Here is a 26,719-nt window from a genome sequence, read left to right as displayed (position 1 = left end):
CGGCCATGCCGGGCGCCTGCGGCGCCAATCGGGAACAAGTTCCCTCCCACAAAAATCCCCGGCCCCATGGTCCAAATGGCCATCCAGGCCGGGTCGCGTGGGAGGCAATTTATTCCCAATAGCGAGGCCTTGACGTTTCACGCTGATCTGCGAAGAACCATTTAAAAGAAGGTCCGGGTTACTTGGAAACGAACTGCCGGTGATAGTTTCGACGCTTGCGGTAACGATGATGCAGTAACGCGTAAGCCACGCAACCGATCACCACGCCCCAGAAGGCGGCGCCCAGACCAAAAAGGCTCAGGCCCGAGGCGGTGACCAGGAAGGTGATGACGGAGGCCTCGCGATGATCCTCGGCCTCGATCACCGTCATGATGTTGCCGCTGATCGCCCCGATCAATGCCAGGCCGGCCAGCACGGCAACGAACGCTCCCGGCAACACGGTGAACAGGGCAACGATAGTGCCCGCGAAGGATCCACCGACCAGATAGAACAAGCCGTTGGCGATGCCGGCGACATAGCGCTTGTCGGGGTCCGGGTGGGCATCCTTGCCGGTGCAGATCGCCGCGGTGATCGCCGCCACAACCGTGGTGATACCGCCGAACAGTGCCGTGACCAGCGAGGTCAGGCTGGTCACAGCGATGATCGGTCGGGCACGGGTGTGATAGCCGGCCCCGCGCATGATCGCCATGCCCGGCAGGAATTGCCCCGTCAGGCTCACCAGCACCAGCGGAATCGCCAGACTCAGCGTGGCTTGCCAGCTCCATTCGGGAGCGATGAACATCGGCGACGCCAGTTGCCAGCGCAAACCGCCCAACGCGGCATCCTCCAAGCCGACGGCCAGGCCGGCGCCGGTGATCAACAGCAGGATCAGGCAGTAGCGTGGCACCAGGCGCTTGAACAGCAGATAGGCCATCAGCATGCCCAGCGCCAGCGCGGGCGTGCCTTCAATGGCCTGGAAGGCGCCCAGCCCGAACTGGAATAGAATGCCTGCCATCATGCCTGCCGCGATACCCCGGGGTAGCGCCTGCATCAGCCGATCGAAGGTGCCCGTGACGCCGACCGCCAGGATGATCAGTGCGGCGGTCAGGTAGGCACCCACCGCCTCGTTGAGCGACAGTTCGGGAAACAGCGTGACCAGCAGCGCGGTACCGGGTGCCGACCAGGCAGTGATTACCGGCACCTTCAGCCACGCGCTCAGCACGATGCCCGAGATCGCCGCGCCCAGCGAGATGGCCCACACCCAGGAAGTCATCATCGCCGGGGAAATATTGGCGCTCTGGGCGGCCTGAAAGAAGATCGCCAGCGGGCCGGCGTAGGAGATCAGCACGGCCAGAAAGCCCGCCGTGGTCGCCGACACCGACCAGTCCCTGTGCAACTGCATGTCTCACCTCGAAGCGCAAAAAAGGCCCGCGCTGTCAGGACGGCTCGCAGGCCAAGGAGGATACCGGAAATCTCTGATGGGTCCGCCCACCCGGCGTCACGCCGCGGGTTCGTCCGCGACCCGATCCCGACGGCTGAATTCGAAGTCCTTGAACTCGACGAGCATCGACAGCCCCGCCCCCAGCACCAGGGCCCAGAAGGAGGAGCCGATCCCCAGGATCTCCAGGCCCGAGACCGCAATCAGAAAGGAGAACATCGCGCCCACCTCATGCTTGCCGGAGAAGGTGATGTGCATCGCCGAGCCGATCACCCGCAGCAGCGCCAGGCCGGCGATGATGGCGATGAAGTAGCTGGGCATCGCCTCGATCAGGCTGAACACGAAGCCGTAGAAGGGGGCCGCCACCACGAAGATGATGCCGACGATCACCGCGGCCACCCAGCGCTTGTCGTGAGCGCCCGACTCTGGAGAAGAGCAGATGCCGGTCATCGGCGCGGCGATGCAGGTGCTGTGCAGGTTGAAGAAGGCCGAAACCATGGTGCCGATGCCACCCACGGCGGTGATGCCGTTGGCCGGCACCTCGCGATAGCCCATGCCTTTCACCAGGCCCACGCCGGCCGGCGTCTCCATGCCCACCAGGATCAGCGCCAGCGGCAGCCCATAGGCCAGGAAAGCCTCCAGGGTGAACGTGGGCACGATGAACTCGGGGAACTTGATCGAGAACGTTACCCCGGAGAAGTCGGCCCCGGAGAGCGCCATGTAGGCGACCCCGACCAGCAGGGCGACGACCAGCGGCGGCACCCGGCGCAGAAAGCGCGGCGCCATGAAGAAGGCCAGAATCATCACCACCGCCGGCAGCATGGCGTTCTGAAGCGGCATCACCATGTTGGTGCCGAACTTGAGCAGGATGCCCGCGACCATGCCCATGACGATGGGCATCGGGATCAGCCGCATGACCAGGCTCATCCACCCGGCCAGGCCGACGACCAGCGAGATCGCCCCGGCGATCAGCGTCGCTCCCAGGGCCTCATTGAGTCCTACGGTGGGGATGATGGCCGCAAACAGCAGCGCCCCCGGAATGGAGTTGGCCATCGGCAGCGGCAGCCGATAGTAGGCCGGGAGAAAAAGTCCGAACAGGCCGTTGATGAAAAGGTAGCTGATCACCCACAGCAAGGTGAACTCCTTGGGGAGTCCGGCGGCGATGCCGGCGCTGATATGGATGATACCGGCGCTGAGACCGAAGATACCGGCCACCAGGCCGGCGCTGAAGTTGTCGGCGTTGAGATCTCTGAGGAAGTCGGCAGGTGCGTGGCGCAGACTGATGCCTTTTTCGAGATGTTTCATGGTGTGCTCCCGGATTGTTGTTGGAATAAATGACGGCGCCTTTCCCGGCAATGGCGCTCCCTGTCAGCGCGACAGCCGCAGGACCGGCTTCAGCGTGATTCCTTTTTCACTGTCGGCGGCTGCCTGTTCGATGTCGGCGAAGTCGTAGAACTTCACCAGTCGATCGAACGGAAAGCGCCCCTGCATGTGCAGCTCGACCAGCTGCGGGATGAAGCGCCGGGCCACGCTGTCGCCCTCGACGATGCCGCGGATGCTCTTGCCGCCCAGCAGCAGGTCGTTGACGTCGAACGCGGCTTCGGTACCCAGCGCCGGCGCCCCCACCACCCCGAGCACGCCCAGGCCGCCGAGCGCATCGACGCCCTGGCGCAGGACCTCGGGCCGCCCCGTCGATTCCAGCGCGAAGTTCACGCCGCCATCGCTCAGCTCGCGAACGCGCTCGACCACGGATTCCTTGCCGGCATTGATCACGTGGGTCGCGCCCAGCGCCAGGGCCAGTTCGAGACGGGAATCGATCATGTCGACGGCGATGATGGTGGTGGCGCCGGCGACGCGGGCGGCCATGACCGCGGAGAGCCCGACCGCACCGGCGCCGAAGGCACAGAAGCGGCTGCCGGGCGTGACGCCCAGCGTATTGATGACCGCGCCGGCGCCGGTCTGAATGCCGCACCCGAGCGGGCCCAGAAGCTCGAGCGGCGCCTCCCGGCTCACGCGCACGGCGTTGTTTTCACGACTCAGTGCGTAGGTGGCAAAGGAGGACTGACCGAAGAAATGATCGTGCACGGGCTGGCCGCTGGCGTCACGGAGCGCCTGCTGTCCGTCGGGGCCGGCGCCGCTGAAATTGCGGGCAAAGAACTCGTCGCAATAGGAGGCGTAGCCCGCATCGCAGGGTCGGCAATCGCCGCAGTGGGCGTAGCTCAGCACCACGTGATCGCCGACCTCGAGCGAGTGCACCGCCGGGCCCACCGCCTCGACCACGCCGGCGCCTTCATGGCCCAGTACCGCCGGCAGCGGCACCGGGTAGAGCTGATCGCGCACGATCAGGTCGGTATGGCACATGCCGGTAGCTACGATCCGCACCAGCACCTCGTCTTCGCGGGGCGCCCTGAGCGTCATGTCCTCCAGTTGAAACGCGCCGCCCTTTTCCCGCGTTACCGCTGCCTTGATGGCTATCTGATTGCTGGTTGTCATGAGTCACCTCGATGTCGGATCAAACGCGCCCGGTTCCTGCCGTGCGCGAACGTTTACAACGGATAGACCGGCGCCTCGCTTTTCAGCGTCAGCCACTGCCACTGGGTGAATTCGTCGAGATTGGCCGGGCCGCCGACCGCGGTGCCGTTGCCGGAGGCCCCGACGCCGCCGAAGGGATTGATCACTTCGTCATCGACGGTCTGGTCGTTGATGTGCAAGAGCCCGGTATTGAGCCGCTCGCCCAGTCGCAGGGCGCGCCCGACATCACGGGAAATCACGCCGGCGGACAGGCCGTACTCGGTGTCGTTGGCAAGGCGCACCGCCTCGTCGTCGCTGTCGAAGGGAATGACCACGGCCACGGGCGCGAAGGTTTCCTCGTGAAAGAGCGGGTTGTCGGGCGTCACATCGCAGACCACCGCCGGCTGGAAAAAGAGCCCCCGGGTCTCGCCGCCGACCCGGACGCTCGCCCCGGCCTCGCGGGCGCGGGCCAGCAGGTCGACGGCATGATCGCGCTGGCCCTCATCGATCAGGGGGCCGAGGGCCACGTCTTCGATGGCCGGGTCGCCGACGCTCAGGCCCCGCGCCCGCTCGGTCAGCCGCTCGACGAAGGTGTCGTAGATGGTCCGATGGACCAGAATGCGGCCGCAGGACATGCAGATCTGCCCCTGGTGCAGATAGGTGCCCCAACTGGCGTTGCTGACCGCCTGCTCGATGTCGGCATCGTCCAGCACGATAAGCGCGTTCTTGCCGCCCAGTTCCAGCGAGACCTTCTTGAGCTGAGCGCCGGCGCGTTCGCCGATCTTGCGCCCGGCGGCGGTGGAGCCGGTGAACTGGATCATCGCGATGTTCTCGTCCTCGACCAGCGCCGAACCGACCTCGCGGCCGCCCGGCAGCACCGACAGCACACCGGCCGGAAGGCCTGCCCGCTCGAAAAGCCGCGCGATGGAGAAGCCGCCGCACACCGTGGTGCGCGGATCGGGCTTGAGCACCACGCCATTGCCCAGCGCCAGTGCCGGCGCCACCGCGCGAATGGCCAGATACAGCGGGAAGTTGAACGGCGCGATCACGCCGACCACACCCAGCGGTCGCCGCCGGGCCAGGCTCAGTCGACCGGGCGTCGACGGCAGCACCTCGCCAGCCGCCGTCGACGGCAGCTCCGAGGCCTTGTGCAGCGCCTTGATCGTCAGCATGACTTCGAACGCGGCCTTGGCCGGTGTCGAGCCGCTCTCGAGCACCAGCCACCGCTCGATCTCCTGACGGTGCGTTTCGGTCAGCCGGGCGGCCTGGCGCAGCACCTCGGCCCGGTCGTCGTAGGGGTGTTCGAACCACTCGGCGGCGGCGTCCCGGCCGGCTTGAGCGGCGATGGCGACCTGGGCGGCGTCCCCGGTGGCCGCCCGTCCCAGCGTCTCGCCGCTGCCCGGGGCGCGCACGGTCAGCGCCTCGCCGTTGCCCTCGACCCAGTGCCCGGTAAATAGACGTTCCTTCCAGAGTGACGAATCCAGCAGGTGCTCTTCAGCCATTGTCATGCTCCATGGTGGGGTGGGCATTCGCCATCGTGGCCTGTATCGCTGTCACAACGCGCTCGGGGTCGGCGGACCACAGCCAGTCGAAGCGGGTTTCCAGCTCGCGGGCGAGTTCGGCGTCAGCGCAGTCACGCCAGGGCCCGCGCCGTTCGTAGAGTTCGCCGGCCTCGAACGAGGTTCGCTGCACCTCGCTCGCGTGCGGGCGGCGCACCCGGTCGAACTCGGCCAATACCGCACTGACCCGATCCCGGTCACAGGCGGTATCGCCCAGCAGCTCGCTCAGTACCCAGGCGTCTTCCAGCGCCTGACCGGCGCCGGCGCCCTGATGCGGCAGCATCGCGTGGGCGGCGTCGCCGATCAGCAGCACCCGCCCACGGTGGTAGTGCGACAGCGGTGCGATGTCGTGCAACGCCCAGCGCGTGGGCTTTTCGATGCAGCCCAGAATCGCCTGCGTCGCATCGCCCCAGTCGGCAAAGGCTGCCAGCATCTGCGCTTGCGACACCTCCTCGACCCAGGCATCCGTCACGGCGGCACGGGGGCGGGGCTGGGCACTGTCGGTCTCGAACGCCACCACGTTGACCACCTCGCCCTCCTTGACCGGAAAGGTCAGGATGTGACGGTCCTGGCCCAGCAGCATCTGCGGCACTTGAGCCAGGCGCTCGCTCGCGCCCCGACGCGAGAGTTCGGCTTCGAGCGACTTCCGCGGGATCAATCCTCGATAGGCGTAAGTGCCGCTGAAACGCGGGCCGGTGTCGCCGTCGTCCTCGACAGGCAGCACATGTCCACGCACGACCGACTTGATGCCGTCGCAGCCGATCGCCACATCGCACTCGGCGTGGATACCATCGCTGAACGACAGGCGAACACCATCCTCTCGCTGGATCACCTCACAGCAGCGCTTGCCGAAACGGGCGATACCGTCGGGCAGACAGGTCACCAGGCTGTCGAGAAAATCGGCGCGATGCACCGAAGACTGACCACAACCCGGCGCCAGGGTGGCAGTGATATAGCGGTCATCGGCGCCGTGTCGCCATTCGAACCACACGTCCTCGAACGGCGCCGGCGAACCATCGGCCACCCGACGGTAGGCCTCGCCAAGTTCGAGTCGCTCGATGGCGCGCACCGCGTTGGGGCCGAACGAGACACCGGCGCCGATTTCGGAGAATGCCGGGGCCGACTCGAAAAGTGTCACGTCGAGGTCCGCCCGGCGCGACAGGGCGATGGCCAAGGCCACTCCGCCGATGCCACCACCGACGATACCGACCCTGAGGCGTGCGGATGTTGGGACCTGTGTCATGACCAGCCTCCTTGATACCCAGCGAGCCCGGCAGCGGACCCGGTGCGAATAGGGGGCAGGCCGGCAATACCGGCGACGAGCCCCTTGCTGACGTTGGCGATGTCGGGATCATGAATCTCGTCGACGGGCAGATGCTGCAGTACGACGCCCTGTTCGGCCTGTTTCATGCTGAGCTCCTGGCACTGTTGTCATGGATATCCGGCCATGGAATCGACGCCCGCCCCGGGGCCGCCGCATGGCCGGCGTTCATCGGTCACCGCAGCATTGCCGACCGCCGGCCTTTTCAGCGCGGCCTAGCCGAGATCGCCGCCGGCGACGGGCAACACACTGCCGGTGATGTAGCTGGCCTCGCGGGAAGCCAGGAACAGGATCGGCGCGGCCATCTCGTCCAGGGTGCCGTAGCGGTCGAACAGGCAGCTCTGCCGGGTCTGGTCGATATGCGCCTGGAACCACGCCCGTTCCCGGTCGTTGCGCGGTTCGGGCGTACCGCGCGAGATGCGCCGCGGCGGTGCCTCGGTTCCGCCCGGGGCGGTGGCGACCACGCGGATGCCGTGCTCGGCAACCTCGAAGGCCAGCGAGGCGGTCAGGGCGTTGACCCCGCCCTTGGCCGCCGAGTAGGGAATGCGATGGATGCCGCGGGTCGCCGCCGAGGAGACGTTGACGATCACGCCCTCGCCCTGGGCGACCATCGTCGGCAGCACCGCTCGGCAGCACCACAGGGTGGGCATCAGCGAGCGGTTGATCTCGGCCGAGATCTCGTCGGCGCTGAACTCGGTGAACGGCTTGAAGTTGATCGCCCCGCCGACGTTGTTGATCAGCACGTCGATCCGGCCGAAGTGCGCGCAGGCTTCGTTGATCGCCGCTTCGGCCCCCGCGAAGGTCTCGAGATCGGCCCGGACGGCGATCGCCTCGCCGCCCTGCTCGCGGATCGTTGCCACGACCTCGTCGACGACCTCGGCACGATCGACCAGTACCAGGCGCCCGCCCTCTGCCCCGGCCCGTTCGGCGACCCGCCGTCCGATGCCCTGAGCGGCGCCGGTGATCACCATCACCTGATCCTGGAAACGCATCATGCCGCTTCCTCCGAGGCCTGGTTGGGCGTGAACTTCTCGTAGTGGAAGCTCTGCGGGGCGATGCCCTGCGTATCGAAGTGCTTGAGCACGGCATCGACCATGGGCGGCGGGCCGCACAGATAGACGTCGACATCGCCGTCGTGAAGCACCTCGGCGTCCATGTGATGGGTGACGTAGCCCTTGCGCGGATGCTCGCTCGCCTCGTCGGCCACCACGGTGGTGTAGCTGAAGCTCGGCAGTTGCTCCTGGAACGCGTCCAGGACGTCGGTCTTGACCAGGTGATCGTCCTTGTTGACGCCGTAGATCAGGTGTATCGGCTGCTCGCAGCCTTGCCCTTCTTCCCGCTTCCGGGACAGGTGCTCGAGCATCGACAGGAAGGGCGCCAGCCCGGTGCCGCCGGCCAGCATCAGCACCGGGCGGGTGATCTCGCGCAGGTAGAAGCTGCCCATCGGCCCGGTCAGCGAGAGCCGCTCGCCCGGCTGGCACCGGTCGGTGAGATAGCCGCTCATCAGGCCGTCGGGCACGTTGCGGATCAGGAAGGTGGCCCGCGAGTCACCCGGCCGGGAACTGAAGGAGTAGGAGCGGTGCTCGCCGGTACCCGGGACATCGATGTGGATGTACTGGCCGGGCAGGAAGGCCAGCTCGGCGCCCTCGTCCAGGTCGATGGCCAGCTCGATGCTGTCCTCGGAAAGCGGCTCGACCATGGCCACGGTTCCCTCGACCTTGCCGACCGCAGTCTTGCACAGGGCCGAGGCCACCGGCACCTGGATCACGCAATCGGAGGACGGCACCATCTGGCAGGTCAGGACCAGGCCATCGGCCGCTTCCTCGTCGGAGAGCGCGTCATCCAGATACTCGTCACCCAGGTCGAACTCGCCCTTCTCGCATAGGCCCTTGCAGGTGCCGCAGACCCCGTCGGAGCAGTCCATCGGCAGGTTGACCTTCTGCCGGTAGGCGGCGTCGAGGACGGTCTCGCCCTCCTTGCAACCGATGAAACGGGTGACGCCGTCCTCGAAGTTGAGTGCAATCGTATAGCTCATGGTCGTTCTCCTCCTCCACCGGTCTCGATGGTCCGGCCGGCGTGCCCCGGCCGCAAGGACCGGGTCGTGCGCCCAGATCAGATGTGGTAGATATCGATGACCTGGTGGATGTAATCGTTATTCAGTATCACGACTTTCTTTTCGATCAGCGGCTGCCCGCCGGACACGTCCAGGGTGTAGAAGGATGTGCCGAAGTAGGCGTTGGTCTGCTGATAGCGATGGCTCAGGGTGTGCCAGTTGAAGCGCAGTTCGACCTTGTCACCCGCCTGGCTCAGCACCTCCAGATTGGAGACCTGGTGGGTGGTACGCGGCTCGGGAATGCTGGTCGCCCCGCTGCGCTCGGTCTTGATGCGATAGATGCGGTCCTCGAGCCCCTCGCGATTGGGATAGTAGATCAGCGAGATCTCGGACTGCGGGTCCTCGGTCAGCCGGTCGTCGTCGTCCCAGGCCGGCATCCAGAACACCACGTCCTTGCTGTAGCATTCGAGCCAGGCGTCCCAGTCGCGGTCGTCGAGCAGGCGCGCTTCGCGATGAATGAAGGCCTGAATGTCGAGAAAGTTCATATCCATGGTGAAGCCCTCCTCAGGATGCCGGCGCGGTGGCGATGAACTGGCTGCGTTCCTTGTCGATGGCACGCAGCATCTCGGCGACCCAGTGCTTGTGGTGCATCACATAGAGGCCCTCGTCCTCCGGTGACGCCCCGCTGAGCAGCGGTTTCATGTCGATGGCCTGGGCGTTGTCGTCGGCGCCGTCGATCCACTGCTCGGCGCCGCGACTCAGGTCGTTCCACTCGGCCAGTGAAGCCTGGTAACCGGTCTGGCAGCCCCGGAACTCCTCGAGATCGTCGGGCGTGCCCATGCCGCTGACGTTGAAGAAATCCTCGTACTGACGGATTCGCAGCGCACGGCTCTCGGCCGACTCGCCCTTGGGCGCGAAGCAGTAGATGGTGACCTCGCTCTTGTCCACGGCCAGCGGACGGATCACCCGGATCTGGGTCGAGAACTGATCCATCAGGTAGACGTTGGGGTAGAGGCAGAGGTTGCGGGTCTGGTTGACGATCGAATCGGCCCGGGCCTCGCCCAGCTCGGTCTCGAGCTTGTCCTTCTGGTTGTAGACGGGACGCACCTCCGGGTTGAGCAGCCGCGTCCACAGCATCATGTGGCCGTTCTCGAACGAGTAGAACCCGCCCTGACTCTTCGACCAGCCGTTGGCGTCCACCGCCTTGGTGCCGCCGGCGTCGTAGTTGCGCCGATCCATGGTCGAGGAGTAGTTCCAGTGCACGGTGCTGACATGGTAACCATCGGCCCCGTTCTCGGCGCCCAGCTTCCAGTTGCCGTTGAAGGTGTACGACGAGGTGCCGCGCAGTATCTCGATCCCCTCCGGCGCCTGGTCGACGATGTTGTCGATGACCTTGGTGGTCTCGCCGAGATGCTCCGCGAGCGGCTTGACGTCGGCGCTCAGGCTGCCGAACAGGAAGCCGCGATAGCTCTCGAAGCGTGCGAGACGCTTGAGGTCGTGCGAGCCGTCCTGCTTGAAGCCTTCCGGGTAGGCGCCGGTCTTCTCGTTCTTGGCTTTGAGCAGCTTGCCGTCGTTCTTGAACGACCAGCCGTGGAACGGGCAGGTGAAGGTGCCCTTGTTGCCGCGTTTCTTGCGGCACAGGGTGGCGCCGCGGTGGGCACAGGCGTTGAGCATCGCGTGCAGCTCGCCCTGCTTGTCGCGGGTGAGAATCACCGGCTGGCGGCCGATGGTCACGGTCATGTAGTCGCCGGGCTCGGCGAGCTGGCTCTCGTGGGCCAGAAACACCCAGTTGCCCTCGAAGATGTGCTTCATTTCCAGCGCGAAGAACGCCGGGTCGGTGAACATGCTGCGATGGCAACGGAAGACGCCGTTCTCCGGGTCGTCGACCACCGCACCGCGAACGCGGGTCTCGAGACGATCAAGCTGTGAGGTCATGATCTTGCTCCTGTTTCTCGACAAGTCCTTTCTACAGGCCGGCGTCCTCGGGACATGGCGTCCCCAACCCATCGCTCATGGCGATGGCGCCGGCTCGCATTGAAAAGGTCGTGGCGTATCGAAAGCGGCTTCAGGCCTGTTCGAGGGCGCGCGGTCGCTTGTGGCGATCCTGCAATTCGCGCGCCTCGGTCGGCGCCAGCTCGACGTCGAACACCACCTCGGTGAACGGGCCTTCCAGGCCACGCTTGGCGACCTCGGCGGCATCCTCGATGCGCGTGCCCTCGATGACCAGTTCCTCGCGGGTGGCGAAGGCGAAGTCATCAAAGGTGTACGCGTCGCCAGCCAGGTTGATCTGGGTGGTCAGGTGCTTATGCCCCGGCGCGGAGACGAAGTAGTGGATATGCGCCGGGCGCTGGCCATGCCGGCCCAGCGCGGAGAGCACCTGATCGGTGGGGCTTTCCGGCGGCACGCCGTAGCCGGAGGGGATGATGCTGCGCACCCGGTAGCGCCCTTCGGCATCCGCCAGGATGGTGCGCCGCAGGTTGTAGTCCGACTGCGACGGGTCGAAGAAGGAGTAGTTGCCCTTGGAGTCGGCGTGCCAGATCTCGACCTGGGCGCCCGGGATCGGCTGGCCGGCGGTATCGCGCACCTGGCCGGTGAGCCACATCACCTCGGCGTCGGTATCAGAGCCGTCGTCCATGCGCGCCTCGCCCTCGGCGACCGGGGCGCCGGCCACGTACAGCGGCCCTTCGATGGTGCGCGGCGTGCCGCCATCCAGCCGTGCCTGTTCATCGGCGGCGTCCATGCGCATGTCCAGGTAGTGATCGAAACCCAGCCCCGGCGAGAGCAGGCCCACCTGCTTCTCGGCGCCCAGCTCGTTGAGCAAATTGACGGTCGCCCAGTACTCCTCGGGAGTGACGTCGAAGTCGTCGATCAGCCGGTAAAGATCCGACAGCAGGCGATGCATGATCTGCTTGGCGCGATCGTTGCCGCCCGCCTGGTCGAAGCCGCTGACGGCCGTGAGGAAGTCCTGGACTTCGGGGGTGTCGAAAATCTTGACGTTCATGGCTTCACCTCATCTCTCATCTTGTCGTTTTATACCCGCTACCGGCGGGCGTATGGCGTGCTCGGTCGGCGTCAGCTATCGTCCTCGCGGACTGCGGACGGATGGCGGCACAGCGGCTTGACGCTGACTTGCATGTAGGGGAACAGCGGCAGGTTGCCGACGATCTCCTGCAACTCGGCGTTGTCCTCGACGTCGAAGATGCTGACGTTGGCGTAGCTGCCGGCGACCCGCCACAGATGCCGCCACTTGCCCTGGCGTTGCAGGTCCTGGGCGTAGGCCTTCTCGGCGGCCTTGATCTCGGCGGCGCGCTCGGCCGGCATCTCCGGCGGCAACAGCACGGTCATTTCCACCTGAAAGAGCATGGGTCTCTCCTTTTGAGTCGATGTCAGGCTTCGCGGCGCGTCAATGCTTGCGCCGGTAGTACGCCAGCTTGTCTTCGTCGAGCCGAACGCCCAGCCCCGGGCCGCGCGGCAGGTCGACGCCGAAGTCGTGGTAGTACAGCGGCTCGGCGACGATGTCGTCGGTGAGCAGCAGCGGGCCGAACATCTCGCTACCCCAGACCAGGTCGTCCAACGTCGCCCAGGCATGCAGCGCGGCCGCCGTGCCGATCGTGCCTTCGAGCATGGTGCCGCCGTACAGGCCGATACCCGCGGCCCGGGCGACGTGCGCCAGTTCGAGCGCGCCACGCGGACCGGCCGCCTTGGCGATCTTCAGCGCGTAGGCGCCGCTGAACCCACCGGCCGCCAGGGCGAAGCCGTCGTGGGCATCCTGTACCGCCTCGTCGGCGAGCATCGGCACCTGGAATCGGCTTGCCAGGCGGATCAGCGCGGCGTGATGACAGGCCGCGACCGGCTGTTCGATCAGCTCGATGCCGGCGTCCTGCAGGGCGGCGATGCCGCGCACGGCACTCGCCTCGTCCCAGGCCTGATTGACGTCGACGCGCACACTGGCACGCTCGCCCAGTGCGGCCTTGATGGCCGCCACGTGGCGGACGTCGTCGGCCACGGCGTTGGCGCCGATCTTGAGCTTGAAGTCGCAATGGCGGCGGTCGTCGAGACGCTGGAAGGCTTCGTCGATATCCTTGTGGGTATCGCCACTGGCCAGTGTCCACAGCACCGGCAGGTGCTCTTGACGAGCCCCGCCCAGCAGCTCGGCGACGCTCAGCCCCAGGCGCTTGCCCTGGGCGTCGAGCAATGCGGTTTCGAGCGCCGACTTGGCGATCGCGTTGCCGCGCGCGTGGCGTTGCAGGCGTGCGCGCAGGGCGTTGAGGTTGGCCGACGGCTGCCCGATGAGCAGCGGCGCCAGGTAGCTATCGATGTTGCGCTTGATGCTTTCGGGGCTCTCCGGGCCGTAGCTCAACCCACCGATGGTGGTGCCCTCGCCCAGCCCTTCGATGCCATCCGAATGACGCATGCGCACGAGCACCAGCGTCTGGCAAGCCATGGTGGTCATCGACAGCTTGTGCGGCCGGATGGTCGGCAAGTCGACCAATAGCGTCTCGATGGATTCAATGCTGGACATCAGGGCTCCCGGACAAACGGCTATAACAACGATTGGGGTGAGTTTGATTGCCGCGCGGCCGAGGAACCAATATCGTTTGAGTTGCCATCCATACCCTGGAGGTATCATGGAGCTACGCCATCTGCGCTATTTCCGCGTCGTCGCCGAGGAGCTCAACCTCACCCGAGCGGCCCGCAGACTACACATGGCCCAGCCGCCTTTAACCAGACAGATCAACAATTTGGAAGAAGAGCTGGGCGTCAGGCTGTTTGTCCGCAGCCCGCGGGGACTGGCCTTCACCCCGGCCGGCCAGTTCTTTCATGAGCATACCCTGCAGATACTGGACAAGCTCGAGGCCACCGTTGCCGCGACCCGTCGCCTGGCACGCAGCAAACGCCAGCTGTTCGGCGTCGGCTTCGTGCCCTCGGTGTTCTACGGCCAGTTACCGCGCCTGGTCCGAGAATTGAGACAAAAGGATGACGTCGAGTTGACACTGGCCGAATTGACCACCGTGCAACAAATCCAGGCGCTCAAGGCCGGGCGTATCGACATGGGCTTCGGCCGACTGAGGATCGACGATGAGGAGGTCGAGCAAGAGGTACTGTTCGAGGAACCGATGATGGTGGCGCTGCCGGCCGGGCATCCGCTAGACGGCAAGACGCCGTCATTGTCCGAGCTCGCCGAGTTTCCCTTGATTATCTACCCGGCCAAGCCGCGCCCCAGCTTGGCCGACATGATGCTCGGTCTGTTTCGGCGGCGCGGGCTGAAGGTGCGCGTCTCTCAGGAGGCCAATGAATTGCAGACCGCGCTGGGCCTGGTGGTTTCGGGATTGGGAATTACGCTAGTGCCCGAACAGGTCAGCCAACTGACGCGCCGGGGCATCGTCTACAGCTATCTCGCGGACACAAACATTACCTGCCCGATTCTATGCAGCCGGCGCAAGGGTGAAGCGCCCACGGAGGTCATGCTGGCCGCCAACGCCATTCTCGACATACTCGTGGAAAACCGCCGCAGCGGGCGCTATCCGTGACCGCCGCGCTCAACCGGCGGCCGTCGATGGAATGATCAGACCCGATGACTTCGGCTCTGAACGAGCGACTCATTGCGCGGTGCCGATCATCTCGATGAGGTTATGCAACGCGGGAGAATCATTGCTGTTGTTCCAGGCGACCCACAGCGGCATGTCGCAGGCATCGAGTTCCGCCAAGTGCACGAAGCGGATGCCGGGCATGGGGTGGGCGCGGCTGGCCGAGGGCACGATGGCAATACCCAGCCCGGCGGCGACCATGCTCAGGATGGTGATGTTGTCGGCGCCGTACTGAACCACCCGCGGCGCGAAGCTGAGCCGCGCGAAATGCGCCATCACCCGGTCGTAGTAGACCGGGGAGACGCTGCGAAAGCCCCAGACGAAGTCGGCATCGCTCAGCTCTCCCAGCCGACTCGGTGGCTCTGTCGCCCACGGCGAGGCGTCAGGCACGGCCAGCATCAGGTGGTCGTGCTGCAGCAGGCGGGTCGCAAGGCCGGGCTGTTCGGCACTGTCCAGGTAGAGGATGCCAGCATCCAGCGTGCCTTCACGGAGACGATCGAGCTGGGGGCCGGAGAGCAGCGGGAAGACCTCGAAGCCGACCTGCGGGTAACGCTGCCGGTAGCTGCCCAACAATCCCGCGACTTGCGGGACCCATAGATGCGTCACGGTTACCCCCAGGCTGACCTTGCCGATCAGCCCGGTGCCCAGTGCCGCCAGACGTGCCCGAATCCTAGCGCGCGAATCGAGCAACTGCACAGCCTCGTCGTAGAGCGCCTGGCCGGCCACCGTCAAGCTGACCCCACGGGCATGACGCTCCAGCAGTCGGGTGCCCAGGTCCTCCTCCAAGAGTCGAATCTGTCGGGTCAGCGCCGGCTGGGCGACGTGTACCTGGCGGCTGGCCGCGGAGATCGAGCCGGTCTCCGAAACGGCAATGAAATAGCTGAGTTGGCGAAATTCCACGGGTCGTCTCGTCTTATCCAGGGGGATACCACGTTATCCATATCAATATGGCATGTCAGCGATGCCAAACTTATATTTTTTATATCGAACAAGGCGTTTCATAGTCTAGAGACAACCCACAACAAGACTCGCCTCGGCGAGCTGGATTCTCCCATGAACAAGACCTATCACCTGCTGACCGCGCTGCACTTCGCGGCATGCACCCTGGCCATGATCTGGCCCGGTGCCCTGATCGCCAACCGTATCGAGCCCATCGTGCTCGGCCTGCCCTTCCTGTTCTTCTGGTACACCCTGTGGATGCTGGTGCTCTTCGCCGGCATGTGGGTCGCCTTCGTCGTCCGTCACGGGGGTGGCCGCCATGAGTGATACCACCATCGTCATCGGCATCACCCTGGCCTACCTGGTGATGGTGCTGGCCGTGGGCCTGCGCGCCCGGGGCCAGGCGAGCTCGAGCCTTGAGGGCTATGTCGCCGGCGGACGCCACGTCGGCGTGGTGATCCTGTTCTTCATCCTGGGCGCCGAGATCTTCTCCGCCTTCGCCTTCCTCGGCACGCCGGGCTGGGCCTACCAGCAAGGCGCGCCGGCATTCTATATCCTGGCCTACCTGTCGCTGGTGCCGATCACCATCTGGGCCCTGGGGCCGCGGGTGGCGAAGCTGGGCCGCGAACGCGGCTACCTGACCCAGGGCGACATGATCGCCGACCACTACCAGAGCCGGCCGCTGGGCATGCTCGCCGGGGTGATCGGCGTGGTCGCGCTGGTGCCCTACCTGACCATCCAGATCGCCGGTGCCGGCCTGCTGTTCCAGGCCGCCACCGACGGTGCGGTGCCCTTCTGGCTGGGTGGCCTGCTGGCCTTCCTGGTGGTGGCGGCCTACGTCTTCACCAGCGGCCTGAGCGGCATCGGCTGGACCAACCTGGTGCAGGGCGTGATGATGATCGCCATCGCCTGGTTCCTCGGCCTGGCCATCCCCGAGCGCCTCTACGGCGGGGTGGGGGAGATGTTCACCCAGCTCCAGCAACAGGCGCCGGAGTACCTCACCATGCCCGGTGCCACCGGCATGGGCTGGGGCTACTTCAGCACCGCCGTGCTGGTCAGCGCCTTCGGCGGCGCCATGTGGCCGCACCTGTTCATGAAGTTCTACTCGGCCGACAGCGGCAAGACCCTGCGCAAGGTGAGCGTCTTCTATCCGCTCTACGCCTACCTGCTGGTGCCGCTGCTGTTCATCGGCTTCGCCGGCATCCTGGCGTTCGCCGATGCCCCGCTGGAGCGCTCCGACACCGTGCTGCTGAAGATGGTGATGGAGGTGGCCAACTTCTCGCCCTGGGTCATCGGCCTGATGCTCTCCGGCGCGCTGGCGGCCGCCATGTCCACCGGGGCCAACCTGGCCCATACCGCGGCCGTCGTGCTGGTGCGCGACGTCATGGGCCCCACCGTCATGAAGCACTCAAGCGAGAAGGCCACGGTGAGCGCCACCCGCTGGAGCGTGCTGGGGCTGTCGCTGATCGCCTATCTGATCGCGCTGCTCAACCCCGGCTCGCTGGTGATGATACTGCTCACCGCCTATGGCCTGATCGTGCAGCTCTTCCCGATGGTGCTGGGGGCGCTGTTCCTGCCGCGGCTGCGCCGCGCCAGCGTGATGGCCGGGGCACTGGTAGGCAGCCTGGCCTACCTGCTGATGGACTTCGTGTGGAGCTCGCCGCTGGGCTGGCACGCCGGCGTCTGGGCGATGCTGCTGAACGTGGCTGTGGTCGCCGCCTGGCAGCGTGTCAATCGCGCCACGCACGACCACCAGCCCCAGATCCGCAACAGCCACTAAGACCCCGGGAGACTATGATGACGACGCAAACCGATACGCTTGACCCCAAGGGCATCGACCTCAAGGGCGCCATCGGCGCCCAGGTGGAGGCGACCCTCGACAACGTTCAGGCGCTGTACCGCCAGATTCACCAGTATCCCGAGTTGCCCTTCCAGGAGCACGAGACCAGCGCCCGCCTCGCCGAGGCCCTGGAGGCGCTGGGCTATGAGGTAACCCGCGGCGTGGGCGGCACCGGCGTGGTGGCGCTGCTGAAGAACGGCGAGGGCCCCACGGTGATGCTGCGCGGCGACATGGACGCCCTGCCGATCAAGGAGGATACCGGCCTCGAGTTCGCCAGCACGCGCACCGTGGAGACCGAGAGCGGCACGGTGCCGCTGATGCACGCCTGCGGCCACGACCTGCACAGCAGCTGCGTGGTGGGCACCGCCGCAGTGATGGCGGGGCTGAAGGAACGCTGGTCCGGCACCCTGATGCTGATCTGCCAGCCCGCCGAGGAGATCTTCGGTGGGGCCAGGGCCATGCTGGACGACGGCCTCTACACGCGCTTCGCCCGGCCGGACATCATCCTCGGCCAGCACAACATGCCGGCGCTGGCCGGCACCGTCGGCCATCGGGCCGGTAGCGCCATGGCCGCCTGCACCAACCTGGCGGTGACGATTCATGGGGCCGGCGGTCACGGCTCCATGCCCGCCCAGACGGTGGACCCGGTGGTGATCGCCGCCCATGTGGTCACTCGCCTGCAGACCATCGTCTCGCGGGAGGTGCCGCCGGAAGAGACCGTGGTGGTCACCGTCGGCAAGCTGCACGCCGGCACCCAGGCCAACATCATCCCCCATTCGGCGGAGCTCGAGATCAACATCCGCAGCTTCGACAACGCCCTGCACCGCCAGGTGGTGGCGGCCATCGAGCGCATCATCCGCGCCGAGTGCGAGGCCGGGCGCTCGCCCAAGCCCCCCGAATTCCGCGTGCTCAACGAGACCCTCGCCCTGCACAACGATTCGGAGACGGTGGAGCGGGTGCGCCGGGCCCATGCCGAACACTTCGGCGAGGCGAACCTCTACGAGATGCCGCGCCTCAATGGCAGCGAGGATTTTCCGTACTTCGCCAATGCCGAGGCGGGCGGCTTCAGTGGCGAGGACATTCCCTCCGTCTACTGGTTCATCGGAGCGACCCCCAAGGAGCGCTGGGCCGAGACGTCAGGCAAGAGTGTTGCGGAGAAGATGCGTCACCTGGAGATGCCGCACTCGCCCTATTACTTCCCGGGCAACGAGGTAACGCTGCGCACCGGTATCGAGGCCCTGGCCGCCGGGGCGCTCGGCTGCCTGAACACGTGCGTCTATAATGACGGGAATTGATAATACTCCAGCCTTGAAAATGGCTGGCAAAGCAACCGAGGAGCAGCAGATTGACAGGATGGGTCTACTGGCTGGACTTGGCGGGTGTGGTCGTCTTCGCGCTCTCGGGCGTCATCCTGGCCTGCCGCTCGCGGATGGACCCCTTCGGCATGCTGGTGCTGGCCGCCGTCACCGGGATTGGCGGCGGGACATTGCGCGATCTGTTACTCGGCGTGCGTCCGGTGTTCTGGGTATCCGACCCCACCTACCTATGGGTAGTCATTGTCACCGTCACGTTATCGATCGTGGGCTTTCATTATATTCACCGGCTCTCGCGTATCGTTCTGCCGGTGCTGGACGCCTTCGGCCTGGCGCTCTTCACCATCATCGGCGCTCACAAGGCATTGGCGCTGGATCATGCGGGTATCGTTGCCGTACTCATGGGAGTGTTGACCGGTGTCGCTGGCGGCATGCTGCGTGATGTGCTGGCTCGCCGTGTGCCGATGGTGCTGCGCCAGGAAATCTACGCCACGGCCTCGATTGCTGGTGCCACCACGTACGTTGTTTTCGACACCCTGCCGATTCCCCCCTACCTGGCTGTCGCCATGGCCATAGGCGTTATCCTGACGCTACGCCTCAGTGCCATTTATTGGCATCTATCCTTGCCTATATTTGCCTGGATCACTTCGTCACCCGGGGCCTCGATAAAGCACGAGGCGACAAGCAAACCCCGCGTAAAGGCGCGCGTACGGCTGATTCCGCCTGGACGCCGCCGCAGATGATAAATGGCTGCCTTGTTACGCATAAGGCTCAGCCAGCTTGTCCGAATCGAAAAACCCTGGGTAACTATTCAGCTCATGCCGCCTGATCCTGGTCGTCCTGTCGCATGAAGGTGGGCACCTCGCCGGCAAACAGTTGCTCCAGCGCCGTATGCGCCGCCATGCCTTGCTTGACCGCGGTGGAGAGGAAGCTGCGCATCCGGCAGAAGATCTCGGCGCCCTCCCAGGCGCGAAAACAGCCCGAGATCTTCTGCTGCACCTTGGTCATCCGCAGGTCGCGCTCCCCCTGGTTGTTGGTGAAAGGCGCGGCGGGATCCTCGAGAAAACGCAGCACGTCGTCCTCGTACGCCTGGAGACGTTCCAGCAGGTTGCGCGCTTTTGTGCGTTTGGCACGCCCGCGCGTCCCGGGCGGTGGCTTTGCCGGTGGCGGGCACTCGGCGTCGCCCGCCGCCAGGCAGCGTCGGTAACGTGCTCGCCAGCGCTGGGCCTCATCGGCGCAGAGGCAGTCGCCGGCGGCATCCACCGCTCGGCTCATGGCCAACAGCAGGTCATGGAGCGACTTGGCCCAGCGCTGGTGGTCGTTTTCCCAGACCGCCGTCAATTCCCGCAGGTGATGGGCATTGCACAGGACATGCCGGCAATCCGAGTAGCGGTAGTAGGGCTTCCAATGATCATGCACCAGCACGCCACACACGAAGGGCAATACGCCGATGGCATCCATCGCCTCCTGGCCGCGCTTGGGATGCGGGGCCAACCAGGTCAGGGCGTCATTGGAGGCACTGTGCAGCCAGTAACGCTTGCCGCCCACCTGCATCCCGGTTTCATCGGCATGCACGGTGGGCGCTTGGCGTAGCGCCGGGACCACCCACTCGGCGAACGCCTCGGCCCGCTGGTAGGCCTCCTGGTTGAAGGCGAACAGCGTGCCGGTGCTCAACGACAGGCCACACTGCGAGGTGAGCAGCTCCCGAATGCGCGCATAGGGCAGCAGCTGGTACTGCGAGAGATAGACCGCGTGTGCCTTGAGGCGCGGCCCATACTGGATGGGCCGCGTCACACCCTCGGGGAATGGCGCCACATGGCGCTGCCTCTGGTCATCTTCCACTATCTCGGCCTGGTACTCGGTGACCACGGCCTGGATCACGATGTCCTGCACCTGGCGGGTCTCGACGCCAATGCTGCGATAGGTGCGCCCTGTAGGCAGATGCCGACGATCGACGCGGAGCTTGACCACCTCGTCGGGGTTCGTCACCGGCGCCAACGTCTTGCCCGCATGCCCTGGCTGCCCACCGGGACGGCGTTCGCCTTTGGCGCGCGAGCGGCGCTGGCGGTTGGGATCCTGGGACGGTGGCTTGCTGCTGTTGCGGCTGCCGGTGGCCAACCGGTCGGCCATGAGCTTGACCAGCAGCATCAGCACGTCGATGGCGGCACGCAGCGACGGGGAGACCGTGCGGTCTTCCTTGAGCTGCTGCCGGACCCGTTCCAGGGCCTCGTCGACGTTGATGTCGCTGATGGTCATGTCACCGCATGGCGTAGTGGGCGGATGTGCGTACTATGCCAGAGAAATCAGGTGGTTGGCGACCCTAATTCAGAACCACCTGAATAGTTACAACCCTGGTAACTATTCAGCTCATGCCGCCTGATCCTGGTCGTCCTGTCGCATGAAGGTGGGCACCTCGCCGGCAAACAGTTGCTCCAGCGCCGTATGCGCCGCCATGCCTTGCTTGACCGCGGTGGAGAGGAAGCTGCGCATCCGGCAGAAGATCTCGGCGCCCTCCCAGGCGCGAAAACAGCCCGAGATCTTCTGCTGTACCTTGGTCATCCGCAGGTCGCGCTCCCCCTGGTTGTTGGTGAAAGGCGCGGCGGGATCCTCGAGAAAACGCAGCACGTCGTCCTCGTACGCCTGGAGACGTTCCAGCAGGTTGCGCGCTTTTGTGCGTTTGGCACGCCCGCGCGTCCCGGGCGGTGGCTTTGCCGGTGGCGGGCACTCGGCGTCGCCCGCCGCCAGGCAGCGTCGGTAACGTGCTCGCCAGCGCTGGGCCTCATCGGCGCAGAGGCAGTCGCCGGCGGCATCCACCGCTCGGCTCATGGCCAACAGCAGGTCATGGAGCGACTTGGCCCAGCGCTGGTGGTCGTTTTCCCAGACCGCCGTCAATTCCCGCAGGTGATGGGCATTGCACAGGACATGCCGGCAATCCGAGTAGCGGTAGTAGGGCTTCCAATGATCATGCACCAGCACGCCACACACGAAGGGCAATACGCCGATGGCATCCATCGCCTCCTGGCCGCGCTTGGGATGCGGGGCCAACCAGGTCAGGGCGTCATTGGAGGCACTGTGCAGCCAGTAACGCTTGCCGCCCACCTGCATCACTTCATACCGGGCATGCACGGTGGGCGCTTGGCGTAGCGCCGGGACCACCCACTCGGCGAACGCCTCGGCCCGCTGGTAGGCCTCCTGGTTGAAGGCGAACAGCGTGCCGGTGCTCAACGACAGGCCACACTGCGAGGTGAGCAGCTCCCGAATGCGCGCATAGGGCAGCAGCTGGTACTGCGAGAGATAGACCGCGTGTGCCTTGAGGCGCGGCCCATACTGGATGGGCCGCGTCACACCCTCGGGGAATGGCGCCACATGGCGCTGCCTCTGGTCATCTTCCACTATCTCGGCCTGGTACTCGGTGACCACGGCCTGGATCACGATGTCCTGCACCTGGCGGGTCTCGACGCCAATGCTGCGATAGGTGCGCCCTGTAGGCAGATGCCGACGATCGACGCGGAGCTTGACCACCTCGTCGGGGTTCGTCACCGGCGCCAACGTCTTGCCCGCATGCCCTGGCTGCCCACCGGGACGGCGTTCGCCTTTGGCGCGCGAGCGGCGCTGGCGGTTGGGATCCTGGGACGGTGGCTTGCTGCTGTTGCGGCTGCCGGTGGCCAACCGGTCGGCCATGAGCTTGACCAGCAGCATCAGCACGTCGATGGCGGCACGCAGCGACGGGGAGACCGTGCGGTCTTCCTTGAGCTGCTGCCGGACCCGTTCCAGGGCCTCGTCGACGTTGATGTCGCTGATGGTCATGTCACCGCATGGCGTAGTGGTATCTCGGGACACCATGCCAGAGAAATCAGCTGGTTGGCGACCCTAATTCAGAACCACCTAAATAGTTACAAACCCTGTTGCATTCACACGATTGTTACATCCGCTGATTACCGTCTGCCTGGTACCGGGGCCGGGATTGGGCACGCCGGGCTTCACGTAGCAATCACTCGTTGAAACAGGAGGGGGCCCATGAAAGCCTCGTATATCGCACTTGCCGCCACTCTCGCCGCCACACCGGTCCTGGCGCAGGAGGTTGACCTTCCCCAGGCCGACAGCGACTGGTACAAGGCCGGTCAGAAGCGCCTTGACGCCGAACTGGCCCAGCAGCCGAACACCAACACCGCCAAGAACGTGATCATCATGATCGCCGACGGCAACGGCGTGGCCACCAACTATGCCACGCGCGTCTTCATGGGCCAGCAGGCAGGCGGCTACGGCGACGACTACGCGCTGCCTCAGGAGCAATTTCCGTCCGCCGGGCTGGTCAAGACCTACAACGTCAACGCGCAGACGCCGGACTCGGCGGGCACCGGCACCGCCATGATGAGCGGCGTGAAGACCGACATCGGGGTGCTGGGCGTCAACGCCAACGTCAATCGCGGCGACTGCTCGACCCTGCCGGGCAACGCGGTCGCAACGGCCTCCGAGGTCTTCACCGATCTCGGCAAGGAGGTCGGCATCGTTACCACCACGCGCGTCACCCACGCCACGCCTGCGGCAGCCTACGCCCACAGCGTGGACCGCGACTTCGAGGCGTCCGTGCCCGAAGGCTGCAGTACCCAGAAAGATATCGCCGATCAGCTCCTCGAGGCGATGAAGGCCGGCCGCATCGATGTCGCCATGGGCGGCGGGCGCCGCAGCTTCCTTCCTGCCGACGCGACGGGCGACGAGGGCGACGACGGCCGCCGTCAGGACGGGCGCAACCTGATCGACGCAGCCAAGAAGATGGGCGCCGCCTATGCCTGGAACGCCGCGACGGCCGCCGATCTGCCTACCGACGGCTCAGCCCCGATCCTGGGGCTCTTCGAAAGCAGCCACATGGCCTACGAGGCCGACCGCGAAGACGAGCCGTCGCTCTCGGAGATGACCCGGATCGCGCTGAAGAATCTTCAGGCGAAGGCCGGCGACAATGGCTTCTTCATGCAGATCGAGGGCGGACGCGTCGACCACGCCAACCACGGCACCAACCTCGCCCGCGCCGTGACGGACGGAGCCGAATTCGCGCGCACGGTGGCACTGGTCGACGAGATGACCAACGACGAGGACACGCTGATCATCGTCACCGCCGACCATAGCCACGGGCTGGCCTTCAACGGCTATTGCGGGCGCGGCTCGAACATTCTCGGCCTCTGCATGCAGGTCAACAACGAGGGCATCGAGGCGCTGGACGAGCCCAACCTGGCCGGGGACGGCAAGCCCTACACCGCCGCCGTGTATGGCGACGGGGAAAGCTCGATTCTCGCTGAAGGCGCGCCTGCCGGGCCTGACGGGGGGCGCCCGGTGGTGACCCAGCAAGAAGCAACCGCGCTGGACTATCAGCAGCTTGCACTGATCCCGCAGGACTCCGAGTCCCACTCGCCCGCAGATGTGGCGGTTTACGCCAAGGGGCCGTGGTCGCAGCTGATCGACGGCCAGATCGAGCAGAACTACCTCTTCAACGTGATGCTTCACGCCGCCACCCAATAAGGGTCGGCGGCAACGCAAGGGGGTCGCTATTCATCCCGGCTTATTCATGAGGGCGGCCTGGAAATGAGATGGCGAGTGGTTTTCTTTTTATAAATCAGTGAGTTATTACAACAACCTGACTTCAGATGACCATCCGCCATGGGTGAAAGCGTATCTCCCTGGATTCCGCCCTGCCACGGGTCCATTCGCGTTGAGCTTGGCCAGCGCACCACCAGCGACAGCGGCGCCTTGCTGCTGCGTGAAGCCCTCGACAGCAGTGGCGTGATCGACGCGCTTGAAGACACTCTGGTCGATCCGCGCCACCCGCTGCGCCTCCGCCTTGAATTAACCGGAAAACCGACGTCGAGTCTTCTTGTTCATGAACACCTCCACTGCCTCCATTATGAGGCTTATCGGGGTGTCCGCTCCAATTGGACCACTTCATATCGCTCTTGAGGTCGGTTAGTCAGCTTGCCGTTAAGTGGCCTTAGCCCTGTATCATGACGTTACAGCGAAGCACAGCATCGACATCGGGGAACATTCAGTGAGCACCGAAAGCCATTCTCAGACGGCCGCCTTCATCTGGTCCGTCGCCGACCTGCTGCGCGGCGATTTTAGACAATCTCAGTACGGGCGCATCATCCTGCCGTTCACGCTATTGCGCCGCCTGGAGTGCGTGCTTGAGCCAACCAAGGTGCAGGTTCTGGATGCCGCTCAGGAACACGTCAGCAAACCCGAGGCGGTGCGCGAGAAGCTGCTGCTGCGCGCCGCCAGTCAGCCGTTCTTCAACGCCTCGCCGCTGAGTCTGGCCACGCTCTCCGATACCCAGCCCGCCGACGACCTGATGAGCTATGTGCAGGCATTCAGCCAGGACGCCCGCGAGATCTTCGAACACTTCCACTTCGAGGAATTTGTCCAGCAACTCAGCGCCAGCAACCTGCTCTATCAGGTGATGCAGCGTTTCGCGAGCATTGATTTACATCCCCAACGTATCAGCAATTACGGCATGGGCGTGATCTTCGAGGAGCTGATCCGCAAGTTCGCCGAGAGCTCCAATGACACAGCCGGGGAGCACTTCACCCCGCGCGATGTGGTGCACCTGACCACCTCGCTGGCGCTCACCGGGCGCGACGACAAGCTGCGTCCGCACCGTATCGTCACCGTTTACGACCCCACCGCCGGCACGGGCGGCTTCCTCTCCGAAAGCGATGAATACGTCCAGCAAGTCAGCGAGAACGTCACCGTCTCGCTGCATGGTCAGGAGCTGAACCCCGAATCCTACGCCATCTGCAAGGCGGACATGCTGATCAAGGGCCAGGACGTTTCGCAGATCAAGCTGGGCAACACGCTCTCCGACGATCAGCTGGCCGGCGAGAAGTTCGACTTCATGCTCGCCAATCCGCCGTTCGGCGTAGAGTGGAAGAAGGTCCAGAAGCAGGTTACCGACGAGCACAAGCAGCGCGGCTACGATGGTCGCTTCGGCCCCGGCCTGCCGCGGGTGTCGGATGGCTCGCTGCTGTTTCTGATGCACCTGGTCAGCAAGATGCGCGATGTGCAGGGACGCACAAGTGCCGCGGAAGGCAGGATGCCGGGAGCGGCCGACCCCCGCGAGGACGGCGGCTCACGTATCGGCATCATCCTCAATGGTTCGCCGCTATTCACCGGCGGAGCCGGCAGCGGGGAGTCCGAGATTCGTCGTTATCTACTTCAGCACGATCTGGTCGAGGCCATCGTCGCGCTGCCCACCGACATGTTCTACAACACCGGCATCGCCACCTACGTGTGGATTCTCTCCAACAGCAAGCCGGACGAGCGCCGGGGCAAGGTGCAGCTGATCAACGCCACCGAGCGCTACAGCAAGATGCGCAAGTCGCTGGGCAGCAAGCGCCAGTTCATCGACGACCGCAACATCGAAGAGATCGTGCGCCTGTTCGGGGTATTTGAGGAAACCGAGGAGAGCAAGATCTTCCCGGTCGAGGCGTTCGGCTATCGGCGCATCACCGTGGAGCGCCCGCTGCGCCTCAACTTCCAGGCCAGCCCCGAGCGCATCGGCAAGCTTCTCGACGAGAAGCCCCTCCAGAAGCTTGATGAGGCCGAGCAACAGGCGATCCTGACGGCGTGCCGCTCGCTGGATGGGGATACTACGCTCTACCGCAACCGTGACGCCTTCACCAAGGCCCTGAAAGCCGCGCTCAAGGCCGAACTGCAACAAGAGCACGTCAAGCTCGGTGCCCCGGCGCTCAAGGCCGTTCTCAACGCCCTCTCCGAGCGCGATTCGGAAGCGGACATCTGCACCAACAAGAATGGCAATCCCGAGCCGGACACCAGCCTGCGCGACTTTGAAAACGTGCCACTTGACGAGTCGGTATTCGACTACTTCAAGCGCGAGGTGCAGCCTCACGTACCCGATGCCTGGATCGACGAAGGCAAACGCGACGAACTGGATGGCCGCATCGGTATCGTCGGCTTCGAAATTCCCTTCAACCGGCACTTCTACACGTTCGTGCCGCCGCGTCCTTTGGACGAGATCGACGCCGACCTGAAAGCCTGCACCGACCGGATCAAGGCGATGATCGAGGAGCTGTCGGCATGACGATGGGCCTGTTGTCCTCTCCTCGCACGTCTGCGCTGTGCACGATATTCGCATTGACGCTTTCTGCTGGAAAGCCTAGTATTGCGGGCAAC

23 protein-coding genes and 1 pseudogene are annotated in these 26,719 nt (G+C 65.2%); 8 read left to right on the top strand and 16 right to left on the bottom strand.

The features are described 5' to 3' along the window. Nucleotides 1–178 precede the first annotated feature (178 nt). From HALZIN_RS0116070 to HALZIN_RS0116010, 13 genes are all read right to left on the bottom strand, one after another. Entirely contained in the window at nucleotides 179–1,381 is a 1,203-nt protein-coding gene (locus HALZIN_RS0116070) for a benzoate/H(+) symporter BenE family transporter (RefSeq protein WP_031385197.1), read from the bottom strand. A gap of 96 nt (nucleotides 1,382–1,477) precedes the next feature. Beyond that, nucleotides 1,478–2,722 (bottom strand): benzoate/H(+) symporter BenE family transporter, encoded by a 1,245-nt coding sequence (locus tag HALZIN_RS0116065; protein WP_084173642.1) that lies wholly within the window; start codon nucleotides 2,720–2,722, stop codon nucleotides 1,478–1,480. A gap of 63 nt (nucleotides 2,723–2,785) precedes the next feature. Then, entirely contained in the window at nucleotides 2,786–3,910 is a 1,125-nt protein-coding gene (locus tag HALZIN_RS0116060; protein WP_031385195.1) for an NAD(P)-dependent alcohol dehydrogenase, read from the bottom strand. A 53-nt stretch (nucleotides 3,911–3,963) separates the two neighbouring features. Beyond that, a complete protein-coding gene (locus tag HALZIN_RS0116055) occupies nucleotides 3,964–5,430 on the bottom strand; it encodes a benzaldehyde dehydrogenase (RefSeq protein WP_201448211.1) in 1,467 nt (488 codons plus the stop codon). Further along, nucleotides 5,423–6,730 (bottom strand): salicylate 1-monooxygenase, encoded by a 1,308-nt coding sequence (gene salA, locus HALZIN_RS0116050; protein ID WP_051907570.1) that lies wholly within the window; start codon nucleotides 6,728–6,730, stop codon nucleotides 5,423–5,425. The genes HALZIN_RS0116055 and salA overlap by 8 nt, the downstream gene beginning before the upstream one ends. Next, nucleotides 6,727–6,897 (bottom strand): hypothetical protein, encoded by a 171-nt coding sequence (locus tag HALZIN_RS18115; protein WP_160171103.1) that lies wholly within the window; start codon nucleotides 6,895–6,897, stop codon nucleotides 6,727–6,729. The genes salA and HALZIN_RS18115 overlap by 4 nt, the downstream gene beginning before the upstream one ends. Before the next feature lie 126 nt (nucleotides 6,898–7,023). Next, nucleotides 7,024–7,803 (bottom strand): benzoate diol dehydrogenase BenD, encoded by a 780-nt coding sequence (gene benD, locus HALZIN_RS18005; RefSeq protein WP_031385192.1) that lies wholly within the window; start codon nucleotides 7,801–7,803, stop codon nucleotides 7,024–7,026. Further along, nucleotides 7,800–8,843 carry a benzoate 1,2-dioxygenase electron transfer component BenC gene (benC, locus tag HALZIN_RS18000; RefSeq protein ID WP_031385191.1) on the bottom strand — a complete coding sequence of 348 codons (1,044 nt, stop codon included), beginning with the start codon at nucleotides 8,841–8,843 and terminating at the stop codon, nucleotides 7,800–7,802. Before benC ends, benD begins: the two co-directional genes overlap by 4 nt. Before the next feature lie 77 nt (nucleotides 8,844–8,920). Further along, nucleotides 8,921–9,412, bottom strand: coding sequence for a benzoate 1,2-dioxygenase small subunit (benB, locus tag HALZIN_RS0116030; RefSeq protein WP_031385190.1), 492 nt, complete (start codon nucleotides 9,410–9,412; stop codon nucleotides 8,921–8,923). Between the two features lie 13 nt (nucleotides 9,413–9,425). Beyond that, nucleotides 9,426–10,796 (bottom strand): Rieske 2Fe-2S domain-containing protein, encoded by a 1,371-nt coding sequence (locus HALZIN_RS0116025; protein ID WP_031385189.1) that lies wholly within the window; start codon nucleotides 10,794–10,796, stop codon nucleotides 9,426–9,428. 130 nt (nucleotides 10,797–10,926) lie between these two features. Further along, entirely contained in the window at nucleotides 10,927–11,862 is a 936-nt protein-coding gene (gene catA, locus HALZIN_RS0116020) for a catechol 1,2-dioxygenase (protein WP_031385188.1), read from the bottom strand. 71 nt (nucleotides 11,863–11,933) lie between these two features. Next, entirely contained in the window at nucleotides 11,934–12,224 is a 291-nt protein-coding gene (gene catC / locus HALZIN_RS0116015; RefSeq protein WP_031385187.1) for a muconolactone Delta-isomerase, read from the bottom strand. A 40-nt stretch (nucleotides 12,225–12,264) separates the two neighbouring features. Further along, nucleotides 12,265–13,386 (bottom strand): muconate/chloromuconate family cycloisomerase, encoded by a 1,122-nt coding sequence (locus HALZIN_RS0116010; protein WP_031385186.1) that lies wholly within the window; start codon nucleotides 13,384–13,386, stop codon nucleotides 12,265–12,267. A 103-nt stretch (nucleotides 13,387–13,489) separates the two neighbouring features. Here HALZIN_RS0116010 and HALZIN_RS0116005 point away from each other — a divergent pair, with 103 nt between their 5' ends. Next, the gene (locus HALZIN_RS0116005; protein ID WP_031385185.1) at nucleotides 13,490–14,392 is read left to right on the top strand and encodes a LysR family transcriptional regulator; all 903 of its coding nucleotides are present in this window, start codon (nucleotides 13,490–13,492) and stop codon (nucleotides 14,390–14,392) included. 69 nt (nucleotides 14,393–14,461) lie between these two features. Here the strand turns inward: HALZIN_RS0116005 and HALZIN_RS0116000 are convergent, their stop codons facing one another. Next, on the bottom strand, nucleotides 14,462–15,349 hold the full coding sequence (locus HALZIN_RS0116000; RefSeq protein ID WP_031385184.1) for a LysR family transcriptional regulator: 888 nt from the start codon (nucleotides 15,347–15,349) through the stop codon (nucleotides 14,462–14,464). 153 nt (nucleotides 15,350–15,502) lie between these two features. Here HALZIN_RS0116000 and HALZIN_RS0115995 point away from each other — a divergent pair, with 153 nt between their 5' ends. The 4 genes from HALZIN_RS0115995 to HALZIN_RS0115980 are packed head-to-tail and all read left to right on the top strand — an operon-like array spanning nucleotide 15,503 to nucleotide 19,284. Beyond that, the gene (locus HALZIN_RS0115995; protein WP_031385183.1) at nucleotides 15,503–15,715 is read left to right on the top strand and encodes a hypothetical protein; all 213 of its coding nucleotides are present in this window, start codon (nucleotides 15,503–15,505) and stop codon (nucleotides 15,713–15,715) included. Beyond that, nucleotides 15,708–17,168 (top strand): sodium:solute symporter family protein, encoded by a 1,461-nt coding sequence (locus tag HALZIN_RS0115990; RefSeq protein ID WP_035575410.1) that lies wholly within the window; start codon nucleotides 15,708–15,710, stop codon nucleotides 17,166–17,168. The genes HALZIN_RS0115995 and HALZIN_RS0115990 overlap by 8 nt, the downstream gene beginning before the upstream one ends. Before the next feature lie 17 nt (nucleotides 17,169–17,185). Further along, on the top strand, nucleotides 17,186–18,523 hold the full coding sequence (locus HALZIN_RS0115985; RefSeq protein ID WP_031385181.1) for an amidohydrolase: 1,338 nt from the start codon (nucleotides 17,186–17,188) through the stop codon (nucleotides 18,521–18,523). A 50-nt stretch (nucleotides 18,524–18,573) separates the two neighbouring features. Beyond that, the gene (locus tag HALZIN_RS0115980) at nucleotides 18,574–19,284 is read left to right on the top strand and encodes a trimeric intracellular cation channel family protein (RefSeq protein ID WP_084173640.1); all 711 of its coding nucleotides are present in this window, start codon (nucleotides 18,574–18,576) and stop codon (nucleotides 19,282–19,284) included. Nucleotides 19,285–19,357: 73 nt separating this feature from the next. On the opposite strand, the gene tnpC (HALZIN_RS0115975) is transcribed toward HALZIN_RS0115980, so the two are convergent. Both tnpC (HALZIN_RS0115975) and tnpC (HALZIN_RS0115970) read right to left on the bottom strand, forming a co-directional pair. Next, nucleotides 19,358–20,797, bottom strand: a complete 1,440-nt coding sequence (tnpC, locus tag HALZIN_RS0115975; protein WP_031383644.1) for an IS66 family transposase — start codon at nucleotides 20,795–20,797, stop codon at nucleotides 19,358–19,360. Nucleotides 20,798–20,908: 111 nt separating this feature from the next. Beyond that, nucleotides 20,909–22,348 (bottom strand): IS66 family transposase, encoded by a 1,440-nt coding sequence (gene tnpC / locus HALZIN_RS0115970; protein WP_031385179.1) that lies wholly within the window; start codon nucleotides 22,346–22,348, stop codon nucleotides 20,909–20,911. Between the two features lie 210 nt (nucleotides 22,349–22,558). On the opposite strand from tnpC (HALZIN_RS0115970), the gene HALZIN_RS0115965 reads away from it, so the two are divergent. The 3 genes and pseudogenes from HALZIN_RS0115965 to HALZIN_RS0115960 all read left to right on the top strand — a co-directional run bounded on the left by HALZIN_RS0115965 (nucleotide 22,559) and on the right by HALZIN_RS0115960 (nucleotide 26,627). Further along, nucleotides 22,559–24,055 (top strand): alkaline phosphatase, encoded by a 1,497-nt coding sequence (locus tag HALZIN_RS0115965; protein ID WP_031385178.1) that lies wholly within the window; start codon nucleotides 22,559–22,561, stop codon nucleotides 24,053–24,055. Nucleotides 24,056–24,193: 138 nt separating this feature from the next. Next, nucleotides 24,194–24,391 (top strand): annotated as a pseudogene (locus HALZIN_RS17995) (IS1380 family transposase); the annotation flags it as partial. 187 nt (nucleotides 24,392–24,578) lie between these two features. After that, a complete protein-coding gene (locus HALZIN_RS0115960) occupies nucleotides 24,579–26,627 on the top strand; it encodes a type I restriction-modification system subunit M (RefSeq protein WP_031385177.1) in 2,049 nt (682 codons plus the stop codon). Nucleotides 26,628–26,719 lie beyond the last annotated feature (92 nt).

The organism is Halomonas zincidurans B6, assembly GCF_000731955.1.
Classification (GTDB): Bacteria; Pseudomonadota; Gammaproteobacteria; order Pseudomonadales; family Halomonadaceae; genus Modicisalibacter; species Modicisalibacter zincidurans.
The sequence above is the reverse complement of the archived record's forward strand: the minus strand, read 5'-3'. Positions and strand labels throughout refer to the sequence as shown.